Genomic DNA, 12,423 nt, shown 5'->3' on the forward strand with positions numbered 1-12,423 from the left:
TCTTCCGCCGATGAGACCTGCATTGCTTGATCCCCTGTTCGCACCTGTATCCTCGCTTGTCGGCGTGGGGCCAAAAATTGCCAAGCTGATGGCAAACCTGCTCGACCGCGAGGACGAGGAGGATACCCGCGTTATCGACCTCCTGTTTCTGGCTCCGCACAGATTGATCGACCGCCGCTTCCAGCCGCAGATCGCCTTTGCACCTGAAGGTCAGGTGGTCACGATCACCGCGAGGGTCGACCGCCATCAGGCCCCGCCCAAGGGGAGAAGCAACCTGCCCTACCGGGTCTTTCTGCAAGACGGCAGCGGCGAACTGGCGCTGACTTTCTTTCACGCCAAGGGCAACTGGCTGGAAAAGTCGCTGCCTCTCGACGAAGATGTCATGGTGTCGGGCAAGGTCGAGTGGTTCAATGGTCGGCCCTCCATGGTCCATCCCGACTATATGGCGCGGGTGTCTGAAGGGGAAACTCTGCCCCTCACCGAGCCTGTGTACCCCCTGACGGCCGGTCTTTCGCCCAAGACGCTGCGCAAGGCCATTGAAAGCGCGCTTGAGCGACTGCCGGACATGCCTGAATGGATCGATCCGCCCTTGGTTCTGCGCGAGAGCTTTCTATCGGCGAAACAGGCCTTCGACGCGCTTCACGCTCCGCGCGACGAAAGCGATATCGATCCGCAGGCGCCGGCAAGACGCAGACTGGCCTATGACGAATTCCTGGCCGGCCAGGTATCACTGGCGCTGGTGCGCCAGAAGCTGCGCCGCGTTGCAGGCATTCCGGTGCGGGCAACTGGAGAGATATCCGAGAAGATCCTCGCCGCCTTGCCCTTCAAACCGACCAATAGCCAGACTGCAGCGATTGCCGACATCCTGAAGGACATGTCCAGCGACCAGCGCATGCTGAGATTGCTGCAGGGCGATGTCGGGGCGGGAAAGACGCTGGTGGCACTGCTGGCCATGGCGGCGGCCGTGGAATCCGGGGGGCAGACAGTGCTGATGGCACCAACCGAAATTCTGGCCCGCCAGCATTTTGCCACCATCGCCCCGCTTGCAGCTGCCGCAGGCCTGACTGTCGAGGTTCTGACGGGACGGACCAAGGGCAAGGAACGCGAGGCCATCACCGCGCGCATCGCATCCGGCGAAGCACAGATCGTGATCGGCACGCACGCGCTTTTCCAGGACAGCGTCACCTACAAGAACCTGCTGCTGGCTGTGGTCGACGAACAGCACCGCTTCGGCGTTCACCAACGCCTGCGCCTGACCGCCAAGGGTATATCGCCCCATATGCTGGTCATGACGGCCACCCCCATTCCCCGCACACTGGTCCTCGCGGCATTCGGCGATATGGACGTCTCGCGTCTGACCGAAAAGCCGGCAGGCCGCAAACCGATCCAGACGGTGACCGTGCCCATCGAGCGCGTCGGCGATATTGCCGAAAGGTTGAAGGCCGCCATTGCCGACGGCAAAAAGGCCTATTGGATCTGCCCGCTGGTGGAGGAATCGGAAGTGTCCGACCTCATGTCGGCGGAAGAGCGCCATGCCGTCCTGCAACAGGTGCTCGGCCCCAATATTGGCCTCGTCCATGGTCGCATGAACGGCGCGGAAAAAGACGCAGCCATGTTGGCCTTCAAGAACGGCGAAACACGCTTGCTGGTCGCAACCACCGTGGTCGAGGTCGGGGTCGACGTACCCGATGCGACGATCATGGTGATCGAACATGCAGAACGCTTCGGCCTTGCCCAGCTCCACCAGCTGCGCGGTCGTGTTGGCCGTGGCGCGGAAGCCTCCAGCTGTATCCTGCTCTATAAGGGCCCTTTAAGCGAAACCGGCCATGCCCGCCTGACGATTTTGCGTGACAGCGAAGACGGCTTTCTGATCGCCGAAGAGGATCTGCGCCTGCGCGGCGAAGGCGAATTGCTCGGCACCCGTCAGTCCGGCACGCCCGGCTTCCGGATCGCAAGCCTTGAGGCCCATGCCGATCTGCTCGAGATCGCGCGCAACGACGCCCACTACATTCTCGACAAGGATCCTGATCTGGTAAGTGAGCGCGGCGAGGCCTTGCGCACACTGCTCTATCTGCATCGACGAGACGAGGCGATCCGGTTCTTGCGGGCCGGGTGACCAGACACTCCTGTTTGCAACAGATCTAGGCCGCCGACTTCGGGGCCTCGGGTATGCCGTCTTTCGGCCCGCGCCATTCCGGAGTCACCAGCCCGGCGGAAATCAGCAGTTTCACACCCTCTTCCGGCGACATGTCGAGTTCCTTGATCTTGGCGCGTGGCACAAACATCAGGAAGCCGGCGGTTGGAACCGGGGTCGGAGGCAGAAAGACAGCGACCATCTCATCGTCGTCTTCGTTGAGGCGAGCTGCGATTTCACCCTTGGCATCGGTGGAGATGAAGACCAGCGCCCACATGCCGGGGCTTGGAAACTCGATCAGACCGCACTTGCGAAAGGAATTGGACTGCTCCTTCAGCACGGTCTCGAAAATCTGCTTGGTGCTTTTGTAGATTGTGCGCACCAGCGGCATGCGGTTGAGCACCGATTCGCCATAGCCGACGATTGATCGGCCGATCAGGTTCCGGCCCATGAAACCGATCATGGTGATCACCACGATGGCGATCAGCAAACCGAGGCCGGGGATGGCGAATTTGACATATTCTTCAGGGTTGTAGGCGTCGGGAATATAGGGTTTTACCCAGCTGTCGGCCCAATGGATGAACGACCAGGTCAGATAGATCGTGATGGCCAGCGGCGCGCAGATAATCAGCCCGGTCAGGAAGGAGTTCCTGAGGCGGGTAGCAAAGGAAATTCGCTCTGGACTGTCCGTCATCGCCAGTGGCCGTCCCTCATGCTGCAGCGCCAAAAAATGCGGGATGAAAGGCCACCATGCCGGAGGGGATTTCATCCCGCAAGGGCAGAACGAGGAAATATTCAGCCGGAGCGGCGTCAGTTGCAAGCATGTCGGTATGGCTGAAATCGAAGCGCCGGTAGTAGTCTGCGCTCCCTGTCAGCACGATCCCGCAGGCCCCGGCAAGCCGCATGCGCTCGATACCGGCGCGGACGAGCGATGAACCGATCCCTGCCCTCTGCCGCTCGGGCATAACCGCGACCGGCCCAAGCGCGAACCAGCCGCCGTCCCCCCCTGACAGCGTGACGGGCGAAAAGCCCACATGGCCGATGATCGCGCCATCCTCCACAGCTACCAGCGATAGCGCCAGAGCACCGGCTGCGCGAAGGCGCTCGATAACCTGCGGTTCACTCTGGTCGCTATAGGGCTTTCCGGCAAAGGCGTCTGCCGTCACCCTTGCTATCGCGGCTTCGTCGCCGGTACATTCATCGCGAACAATCACTCCACCGTCACCGATTTCGCCAGATTGCGCGGCTGATCGACATCGGTGCCCATGAACACGGCTGTATGGTAGGCGAGCAACTGGATCGGCAATGAGAAGACCATCGGCGCAATCAGTTCCGGCACGTTGGGTAGGACGATGGTCGCCATGGTCTCCAGCTTGCTGGCAGATGCACCCTTCTCGTCGGTGATGAAGATGATACGGCCGCCACGGGCCGCCACCTCCTGCATATTGGAGACAGTTTTCTCGAAGAAGCGATCATGCGGCGCGATCACGATCACCGGCATGTTCTCGTCGATCAACGCGATCGGTCCATGCTTCAATTCGCCGGCGGCATAGCCTTCGGCGTGGATATAGGAGATCTCCTTCAGCTTTAGCGCCCCTTCCATGGCCAGCGGGTAGCTGGTGCCACGACCGAGATAGAGCACGTCCTTGAACTTGGAGAGATCGCGCGACAGCGTTTCAAGCTGCGGCTGGATACTGTGCAGCACCTGGCTCATGATGCGCGGCATTTCGATCAGGCTCTGAACCAGTTGCTTTTCTTCCGCGGCATTGATCGTACCGCGCGCTTTGCCAGCGCTGATCGCAAGCGACGCCATGACCGCGAGTTGGCAGGTGAACGCCTTGGTCGAGGCAACGCCGATTTCCGGGCCAGCCAGAATCGGGAAGACCGCATCGGCCTCGCGTGCGATGGTCGATTCGCTGACATTGACGATTGCGCCGATCTTCAGTCCCGAGTCCTTGCAGTAGCGCAGCGAGGCCAGAGTATCGGCCGTCTCGCCGGACTGCGAGATGAAGAGCGCCGCCTGATCCTTCGACAGTGGCATTTCTCGGTAGCGGAATTCGGATGCGACATCGATTTCGACCGGCAAACGTGCATAGCGTTCGAACCAGTATTTGCCCACCAGGCCTGCCAGATAGGCCGTTCCGCAGGCAGAGATTGCCAGGCCGCGGAGCGCCTTGAAATCGATAGCGCTATCCACCGGCTTTACGGTGTTGGTGGCAAAATCGACATAATGAGCAAGCGCGTGACTGATCACCTCCGGCTGTTCATAGATTTCCTTTTCCATGAAGTGGCGGTGATTGCCCTTGTCCACCATGAAGGCGGTCGCTTGCGAGATCTGGTGCTTGCGCACAACCGGTTTTCCGGAAAAATCGACGATTTCTGCACCGCGGTGATCAACGATCGCGCAATCGCCATCTTCGAGATAGGCGATTTCATTGGTGAAGGGGGACAGCGCGATGGCGTCGGACCCCAGGAACATCTCGCCCTTGCCGAAACCGACGGCGAGCGGCGGTCCGAAGCGGGCGGCCATGATCGTGTCGGGATCGTCCTTGAACATCACCACCAGCGCAAACGCGCCGGTCACCCGGTTGAGCATGGCCAGCATGGCAGCGCGATTGTCCAGGCCTTGACGGCGGTATTTGGCAATGAGCTGGGCCACGACTTCCGTGTCGGTCTGCGTCGTGAAGCAGGCCCCCTCGGCGATCAGATCATCCTTGATCTCGGAGAAATTCTCGATGATGCCGTTATGGACAACGGCAATACCATCGACGAAATGCGGATGGGCATTGGTCTCGTTCGGAACCCCATGGGTGGCCCAGCGCGTATGGGCAATCCCGATCTGGCCGGGCAGCGGTTCGTCGGAGAGCTTCTTTTCCAGATTGAAGAGCTTGCCTTCGGCACGGCGGCGATCCATCGCGCCGTCATGGATGGTGGCGACGCCGGCGGAATCATAGCCACGATATTCGAGTCGTTTCAACGCATCGACAAGACGTTCCGCAACCGGTGTGTTACCGACGATCCCGACAATGCCACACATACAAATCTCCAAAAGCCGTTATAGCGTTGTGCAAACTCCTAAAGAATTTCACGTGCCGTGCAATGCCATTGCTGGTCACATTCGGTTTCTGCTCGTAACGCAGTGCAGCAAGCCTCAGCTTTTCGCTTTCTTTGCCGCCTTGATCGCGAGCGCTCGCTCCCGGATCAGCTTGGCGCGACCGGGTTTCGTATCCTGCCGTGCACGGCCGAGCGCCAGTGCATCCGCTGGCACATCAGCCGTGATCACGCTGCCAGAGGCGACATAGGCACCGTCGCCCACCGAAACCGGCGCGACCAGCGAGGAGTTGGAGCCGATGAATGCGCCCTCGCCGATGATCGTCTTGTGCTTGTTGACACCATCATAGTTGCAGGTGATCGTGCCGGCACCGATATTGCTCCCCGCGCCAACGGTGGCATCGCCGATATAGGTCAGATGATTGACCTTCGCGCCCTTGCCAACATCGGCATTCTTCACTTCGCAGAAATTGCCGACTTTCGATCCTTCGGCGAGATCCGCACCGGGTCGCAGCCGTGCAAAGGGGCCAACTGTTGCGTCAGCCGACACATGCGCCCCTTCGATATGGCTGAAGGCATGAATGACAGCGCCGCTATCGATCCGGGCACCCGGCCCGAAGACGACATTGGGTTCTATGACAGCATCCTGCCCAATTTCGGTATCGAAGGCCAGAAACACGGTTTCCGGAGCAATCATGGTCACGCCGGAAATCATCAGCTCCTCACGGCGACGGTCCTGCCAAAGCCGCTCGATGACGGCCAGTTCCGCGCGGTTGTTGCAACCTGTCAGTTCAGCTTCAGGCGCATCCACCGCGGTCACCTTGTCGCCGGCAGCGCGGGCGATCTCCACCAGATCGGTGAGATAGTATTCGCCCTTGGCATTGGCATTGCCAATTTTTGTCAGGTAGTCGATGGCCTTTGCACCGTTGATCGCCATCAGCCCGCTATTGCACCAGGTAACGGCGCGTTCGGCTTCAGTGGCATCCTTTTCCTCCCGGATCGCCACCAGTTCGCCATCCTTGACGATCAGGCGACCGTAGCCGGCGGGCTTGTCAGTGTGAAAGCCAATCACGACCACGTCGCTGCCGGCCGCAAGCGCCTCGCGGGCGGCCTGAAAAGGGGTTGCTGTGATGAGGGGAACATCGGCATAGGCGACGATCACATCGTCATAGCCCCGCTCGATGGCCTCGCGTGCGGCCAACACAGCATGCCCGGTGCCCCGCCGCTCGGTCTGCAAAAATGGCGTCACGCGCAAATCGGCAATGCTGGCAGCCTTCGCCACAGCATCGGCATCGCGGCCAACCACCAGAGCGATATCGGATATGCCCGTCGACGCGACCGAGTGCGCCACATGCGCAATCATCGGGCGCCCGGCCACCGGATGCAGAACCTTGGACATTGACGATTTCATCCGGGTGCTATCGCCAGCGGCAAGGATTACGGCAAGGCAGCTACGGTTCATCTAAGGCTCCGATACAACGTTCATATGTCGGCGTCTCGGCCGGTTAAGGCAGACATAACAGCGCCTTCGACAAATAAAAAGGGGCGCCGTAAAGCGCCCCCTTTCACAAACCATAACCGTCGAAATTATTGCGGAAGCTTGTCGTCCACGCCTTCGACGTAGAAGTTCATGCCGAGCAGCGTACCGTCATCGGCCTTTTCGCCGTCCTTCAGCCACGGCGTACCGTCCTGCTTGTTGATCGGGCCGGTAAAGGGGTGAATTTCACCCGACTTGATCTTGGCTTCGGTATCCTCGGCCATGGCCTTCACGTCGTCCGGCATGTTGGTGTAGGGCGCCATCGTCAAAATACCGTCCTTCAGGCCATCCCAGCTTTGTTCAGCCTTCCACGTGCCATCGAGCAGTTCCTGCGTACGCTTGATGTAATAGGCGCCCCAGGTATCGACGATGGCGGTCAGCTGTGCGGTCGGGCCGGCAGCGATCATATCGGATGCCTGACCGAAGGCCTTGATGCCACGCTCTTCGGCCACCTGCATCGGGGCGGTCGTATCGGTGTGCTGGGTCAGGATATCGACGCCCTGATCGATAAAGGCCTTGGCAGCATCGGCTTCCTTGCCCGGGTCGAACCAGGTGTTGACCCAGATCACCTTCATCTTGAAGTCTGGATCGATCGACTTCGCACCCAGTTCAAACGCGTTGATGCCCATCACCACTTCCGGGATCGGGAAGGATGCGATGTAGCCTGCCGAATGGGTTTTCGACGTCTTGGCGGCGATCTGACCGAGGATATAACGGCCTTCATAGAAGCGCGAATTGTAGGTCGCGACATTGTCGGCGCTCTTGAAGCCGGTGGCGTGCTCGAACTTCACATCCGGAAACTTCTCGGCAACCTTGATGGTCGGGTCCATGAAACCGAAGGATGTCGTGAAGATCAGCGAGCAACCCGAACGCGCCATGCGCTCAATCGCACGCTCGGCATCCGGGCCTTCCGGAACGTTTTCCAGGAACGGCGTTTCAATCTTGTCGCCAAAATGCGTTTGCAGCTCCTGACGGCCAATGTCGTGCGCCTGGGTCCAGCCACCATCGGTCTTGGACCCGACATAGATGAAGCAGACCTTGGTTGGATCCTCGGCGCGGGCCGTCGATGCAACGCTGAGGATGGATGCAGCGGCTGCCGCCAATGCGAGAGTGAGTTTCTTCATTTGGACCTCTCCTTGAGTTGAATCTTAACCCTAGCCTCGTCTTACCGGTCGGGAACGAACGGCTTGCCGAGACATGCGGGCGTGTTGATCAGTGTTGTGCGACGATTGTGCGATATCAGGATGAGAACGACAACTGTCGCAACATAAGGCAGGGCCGAGAGCACCTGCGATGGAATATCGATGCCGAGCGCCTGCACGTGGAGCTGCAGGATCGTAACGGCGCCGAACAGATATCCGCCCGCCAGCAGCCGCCATGGCCGCCAGGAGGCGAAGACGACAAGCGCAAGCGCGATCCAGCCGCGACCGGCAGACATGTTTTCCACCCATTGCGGGGTGTAAACCAGTGAAAGCTGAGCGCCGGCCAGACCCGCACATGCGCCACCGAACATGACGGCCAGATAGCGGGAGCGGATAACCCCGATCCCGAGCGCATGGGCAGAGCCGTGATTGTCGCCGATGGCCCTGAGTTTCAGACCAAGCCTGCTTTTAAACAGGAACCAGTTCACTCCGGCCACAAGGGCGATCGACAGGTAGAAGATGATGTCCTGCCGGAACAGCAGCGGCCCAATGACGGGAATGTCCGACAGCAGCGGAATGGCAATCGGTTGCAGCTTGATGCCCGGTAGTCCGACATAGTTTTCGCCGATCATCCCGGATACGCCAAGCCCCAGAATGGTGAGCGCCAAACCAGTCGCCACCTGGTTCGCAACAAGCGTCAGCGTCAGAAAACCGAACAAGAGAGAATAGAGGGCGCCGGACACAGTTCCGGCCAGCACGCCGATATAGGGCGACCCGGTGGCCTGCGTCGCGGCAAAGGCGCAGACAGCGCCGATGATCATCATACCCTCGACACCGAGATTCAAGACGCCGGAACGTTCCGTTACCAGTTCGCCCATGGCGGCGATTACCAATGGCGTCGATGCTGTAATGATGGTGAGAAGAATGGCTTCAGCAATCATTCTGCGGCCTCCCGAACAGGCACGCGCAGCCGCGACGACACGATGCGGATCTTGTAGAGGATAAGCGTATCGCAGGAGAGCACGAAGAACAGCAAAAGGCCCTGGAACACCCGCGTGACCTTGTCCGAGACACCGATGGAAAGCTGTGCCGCCTCACCGCCCAGATAAGTGAGCGCCAGCACAAATCCCGATGCAATGATGCCGAGCGGATTGAGGCGACCGAGGAAGGCAACGATGATGGCTGTAAAGCCATAGCCGGGCGAAATCGTCGGCTGCACATGACCGATGGAACCGGAGACTTCGGAAATGCCGGCCAACCCGGCCAGCGCACCTGAAAAAAGCATCGAGAACCACACCATGCCGCGCGGGGAAAAACCGGCAAAGCGCCCTGCCCGTTCGGATTGACCGAGCACCGTGACTTCAAAACCCTTGAGCGTGAACCGGTTCATGAACCAGACGAGAACGGCGGCGACAATCGCAAAGATGATGGCCCAATGTGCCCGACCGGATGACAGGATTTCCGGAAGCACCGCTTCACTGACAAAGCTCTTGGTCTGCGGAAAATTATAACCCTGCGGATCGCGCCACATACCGCGCACCAGCCAATCGAGAAACAGCTGCGCGATATAGACCAGCATCAGGCTGGTCAGGATTTCGTTGGTATTCAGTCGCGTCTTGAGAAAGGCCGGAATGGCAGCATAGGCAGCGCCTCCCAGCATCCCCATCACCAGCATCAGCGGCAGGATCATGGGCGAGTGCCATTCGGGATAAAGCACCGGCAGGATCGATCCGGTGATGGCACCGATCGTAAATTGTCCCTCTGCCCCGATATTCCAGTTGTTGGAGCGATAGCAGATGGAAAGCCCGACCGCGATCAGGATCAGCGGCGCAGCCTTGATCGCCAGTTCATGCAGCGACCATACCTCGAGCAGCGGTTCGATGAAGAAGCTGTAGAGCGCCTCTATCGGGTTCTTGCCCAACAGCAGGAACATGATCGCACCGATAATCAGCGTTAGCGCCAATGCCAACAGCGGCGACAAGGCAGAATAGAGCCTGGAGGCTTGGGGGCGTTTTTCCAGTTCAATGCGCATGAGCAGCCTCCGCTATGGGTTTCTGCTCGTGCTGCCCACCCATCAAAAGCCCGATCTTTTCTCGCGTCAGTTCACCCGCTGGATAGCTCTCGGAAAGATGGCCTTCGGAAATGACGGCAATTTCGCTGGCGATCTCGAAGATCTCATCCAGGTCCTGGCTGATAACGACAATGGCTGATCCCTTGCGCGCCAGATCGATAATCGCCTGTCGAATACGGCTAGCTGCACCCGCATCCACGCCCCAGGTTGGCTGATTGACAACCAGCAAGGACGGTTGCCGGTCAAGCTCACGACCGATGATGAATTTCTGCAGATTGCCACCGGACAATGCGCCGGCCTGCGGATCCTCTCCGCTCTTGCGCACATCCATCTCTTCGCAAATACGCTTCGTGCCCTTTTTCACCACGGCCTGGCGGATGCCCTGCAATATGCCGCCGAACAGGAACGCCTTTGCATCCGAGCGCCAGCGTGCAAGCAGCAGGTTGTCAGAAAGGTTCAATCCGGTCACCGCCGCGTGGCCATGGCGTTCTTCGGGAACAAACCCCGCGCCCATCAATCGACGCCCGGTAATGCCCGTGCGCCCCACGGGCTTGCCTCTGATCTGGATCGTGTCGGCGCTGTTGGCCAGCATCTCGCCGGAAAGCGCATCGAACAACTCGCCCTGCCCGTTACCGGCCACGCCAGCAATCGCCAGAACTTCGCCGGCCTTCACCTGCAGGGAGACCCTCTTCAACGACATCGCAAATGGTGTGCGGGGATCGAGCGACAGCGACTTGATATCCAGCACCACATCCCCGCGCTCGCACGTCGCATCGCGTTCGATGGCGGCCACGTCGGACCCCACCATCATTCGCGCCAGCGACGCAGTTGTTTCCTGGCGGGGATCGCATGCGCCCGTGACCTTGCCATGACGCAGAACCGTGGCGCGGTCGCAGATGCGCTGCACCTCTTCCAGCCGGTGGCTGATATAGAGAACGGAGCGTCCTTCTGCCTTCAGCTTGTCCAGAGTTTCAAAAAGACGATCGGCTTCCTGCGGCGTCAGCACCGAGGTCGGCTCGTCGAGAATGATCAGTTTGGGATTCTGTAGGAGCGCGCGGACGATCTCGATGCGCTGACGCTCACCAACAGACAAATCGGCCACATGGGCATCCGGATCGAGCGGCAAACCATAGGCTTTGGACAGCTCGGCCGCCTTCTGCGAGATGGTCCCGATCGATTCTCCGTCATCCATGGAGAGCGCGATATTTTCAGCCACTGTGAGGGACTCAAACAGGGAAAAATGCTGGAACACCATGCCGATGCCGAGTTTTCGCGCTTCGGCCGGTGAACCGATGCTGACGGCATTTCCCTGCCAGACAATCTGTCCCGCTGAAGGCGCAAGCACCCCGAACAACATTTTCACGAGCGTGGATTTGCCCGCGCCGTTCTCGCCCAAAAGAGCGTGAATTTCACCAGGCCTGATTGATAGATCAATGCCGTCATTCGCTGCAAAGCTGCCAAACAGCTTCGTCAGCCCCTGCACGGACAATAGTGCTGCCGGTCCCGGCGGCTCAGAACGCGTCACGTAAGCCCCACCCTGTCATATCCGCCGGCATTTCCCGTGCAGACACGATCTAGTTCCCTTTTATTCTTTTGCCCGACCTTTGAAAGCCACAGCGAAGACTTTGAAAAGATCAGTTTTCTATTGATACCCAGATTGCTGCTCCGCACAACTGCACAGCCTAAAATTATTGGTAACCGTGCGGCAATTCCTTAATCGGCTAAGGATCGGTTCTTGCCACCGAGAGACGGAAAGGCTTGCATGATGCCGCCGATGACGAACAGATAAATGCCGGATGCAATGAAGGGATAGATCGCCCAGTTTGGTGTGTCGAAGTGCAACAGAAGCGCGTAGCCGCCCAGAATGCACCAGATGGCGAAGATCGTCAGATTGAGTGGACGCAGCCGTTTGACCCGCACAGGATGCAGAAAATTGATGGGCAGGAATGTCAGCACCACAGCCACGAAGACGACCACCATCGAGGCGGTTGCCGAGGCATCGATCACGAAGAGCGAAAACACCACCATGTTCCAGACCACGGGAAAACCGGAAAAGAAATTCTCATCCGTCTTCATGCCCGTGTCGGCATAATAGATTGCGGCCGAAACGACCATCAGCCCGGCAGCAACAAAGGACCAGGGCTCGCCAATCATCCCACTTTGATAAAGCGCGAAGGCCGGCAGCAACACATAGGTCACATAATCGATGATGTTGTCGAGCATCACCCCGGACCAGTTGGGCAGAACTTCCTTGACCTTCAGCTTGCGTGCAATCGGTCCATCGATGCCATCGACGGCAAGCGCCAGTCCAAGCCACCAGAACATATCGACAAACCGCAATTCTGCGGCGGCAACGACCCCCAGAAAGGCAAGAAACGAACCTGAGGCGGTCAGGATATGAACCGAGAACGCTCGCATTTCTGCATAAGGTACGCGCCTGTAATTGAAGATTTTCATGCCGTGATCGTGTCTCCGCTGTCCCGCCCCC

General features: G+C 59.2%; 10 protein-coding genes. 1 reads left to right on the top strand and 9 read right to left on the bottom strand.

Features of this window, described 5'->3' with window-relative positions; all coding sequences use genetic code 11:
• The first annotated feature begins 10 nt into the window (after nucleotides 1-10).
• Nucleotides 11-2,116, top strand: a complete 2,106-nt coding sequence (gene recG / locus ACQQ2Q_RS09195; RefSeq protein WP_428186762.1) for an ATP-dependent DNA helicase RecG — start codon at nucleotides 11-13, stop codon at nucleotides 2,114-2,116.
• 25 nt (nucleotides 2,117-2,141) lie between these two features.
• Here the strand turns inward: recG and ACQQ2Q_RS09200 are convergent, their stop codons facing one another.
• From ACQQ2Q_RS09200 to pcsA, 9 genes are all read right to left on the bottom strand, one after another.
• On the bottom strand, nucleotides 2,142-2,828 hold the full coding sequence (locus tag ACQQ2Q_RS09200) for a DUF502 domain-containing protein (protein WP_428186763.1): 687 nt from the start codon (nucleotides 2,826-2,828) through the stop codon (nucleotides 2,142-2,144).
• Nucleotides 2,829-2,844: 16 nt separating this feature from the next.
• Nucleotides 2,845-3,348 carry a GNAT family N-acetyltransferase gene (locus ACQQ2Q_RS09205; RefSeq protein WP_428186764.1) on the bottom strand — a complete coding sequence of 168 codons (504 nt, stop codon included), beginning with the start codon at nucleotides 3,346-3,348 and terminating at the stop codon, nucleotides 2,845-2,847.
• A complete protein-coding gene (gene glmS / locus ACQQ2Q_RS09210) occupies nucleotides 3,345-5,171 on the bottom strand; it encodes a glutamine--fructose-6-phosphate transaminase (isomerizing) (protein WP_428186765.1) in 1,827 nt (608 codons plus the stop codon). Before glmS ends, ACQQ2Q_RS09205 begins: the two co-directional genes overlap by 4 nt.
• Before the next feature lie 114 nt (nucleotides 5,172-5,285).
• Complete coding sequence (gene glmU / locus ACQQ2Q_RS09215) at nucleotides 5,286-6,647, bottom strand: bifunctional UDP-N-acetylglucosamine diphosphorylase/glucosamine-1-phosphate N-acetyltransferase GlmU (RefSeq protein ID WP_428186766.1); 1,362 nt, start codon at nucleotides 6,645-6,647, stop codon at nucleotides 5,286-5,288.
• Between the two features lie 125 nt (nucleotides 6,648-6,772).
• Nucleotides 6,773-7,846, bottom strand: coding sequence for a BMP family ABC transporter substrate-binding protein (locus ACQQ2Q_RS09220; protein ID WP_428186767.1), 1,074 nt, complete (start codon nucleotides 7,844-7,846; stop codon nucleotides 6,773-6,775).
• A 41-nt stretch (nucleotides 7,847-7,887) separates the two neighbouring features.
• Nucleotides 7,888-8,805 carry an ABC transporter permease gene (locus tag ACQQ2Q_RS09225; protein WP_428186768.1) on the bottom strand — a complete coding sequence of 306 codons (918 nt, stop codon included), beginning with the start codon at nucleotides 8,803-8,805 and terminating at the stop codon, nucleotides 7,888-7,890.
• Nucleotides 8,802-9,896, bottom strand: a complete 1,095-nt coding sequence (locus ACQQ2Q_RS09230; protein ID WP_428186769.1) for an ABC transporter permease — start codon at nucleotides 9,894-9,896, stop codon at nucleotides 8,802-8,804. The genes ACQQ2Q_RS09225 and ACQQ2Q_RS09230 overlap by 4 nt, the downstream gene beginning before the upstream one ends.
• Nucleotides 9,886-11,460, bottom strand: coding sequence for an ABC transporter ATP-binding protein (locus ACQQ2Q_RS09235; protein ID WP_428186770.1), 1,575 nt, complete (start codon nucleotides 11,458-11,460; stop codon nucleotides 9,886-9,888). Before ACQQ2Q_RS09235 ends, ACQQ2Q_RS09230 begins: the two co-directional genes overlap by 11 nt.
• A gap of 188 nt (nucleotides 11,461-11,648) precedes the next feature.
• On the bottom strand, nucleotides 11,649-12,392 hold the full coding sequence (gene pcsA / locus ACQQ2Q_RS09240) for a phosphatidylcholine synthase (protein WP_428186771.1): 744 nt from the start codon (nucleotides 12,390-12,392) through the stop codon (nucleotides 11,649-11,651).
• Between the last annotated feature and the right edge of the window lie 31 nt (nucleotides 12,393-12,423).

Origin of the sequence: Agrobacterium sp. ES01, from assembly GCF_050320885.1 — a bacterium.
Lineage (GTDB): Bacteria > Pseudomonadota > Alphaproteobacteria > Rhizobiales > Rhizobiaceae > Allorhizobium.

Bases quoted from the DNA above. Each gene is read 5' to 3' on its own strand.
- recG (WP_428186762.1), top strand. From the start codon at position 11: ATGAGACCTGCATTGCTTGATCCCCTGTTCGCACCTGTATCCTCGCTT.
- ACQQ2Q_RS09200 (WP_428186763.1), bottom strand. From the start codon at position 2,828: ATGACGGACAGTCCAGAGCGAATTTCCTTTGCTACCCGCCTCAGGAAC.
- glmS (WP_428186765.1), bottom strand. From the start codon at position 5,171: ATGTGTGGCATTGTCGGGATCGTCGGTAACACACCGGTTGCGGAACGT.
- glmU (WP_428186766.1), bottom strand. From the start codon at position 6,647: ATGAACCGTAGCTGCCTTGCCGTAATCCTTGCCGCTGGCGATAGCACC.
- ACQQ2Q_RS09220 (WP_428186767.1), bottom strand. From the start codon at position 7,846: ATGAAGAAACTCACTCTCGCATTGGCGGCAGCCGCTGCATCCATCCTC.
- ACQQ2Q_RS09225 (WP_428186768.1), bottom strand. From the start codon at position 8,805: ATGATTGCTGAAGCCATTCTTCTCACCATCATTACAGCATCGACGCCA.
- ACQQ2Q_RS09230 (WP_428186769.1), bottom strand. From the start codon at position 9,896: ATGCGCATTGAACTGGAAAAACGCCCCCAAGCCTCCAGGCTCTATTCT.
- pcsA (WP_428186771.1), bottom strand. From the start codon at position 12,392: ATGAAAATCTTCAATTACAGGCGCGTACCTTATGCAGAAATGCGAGCG.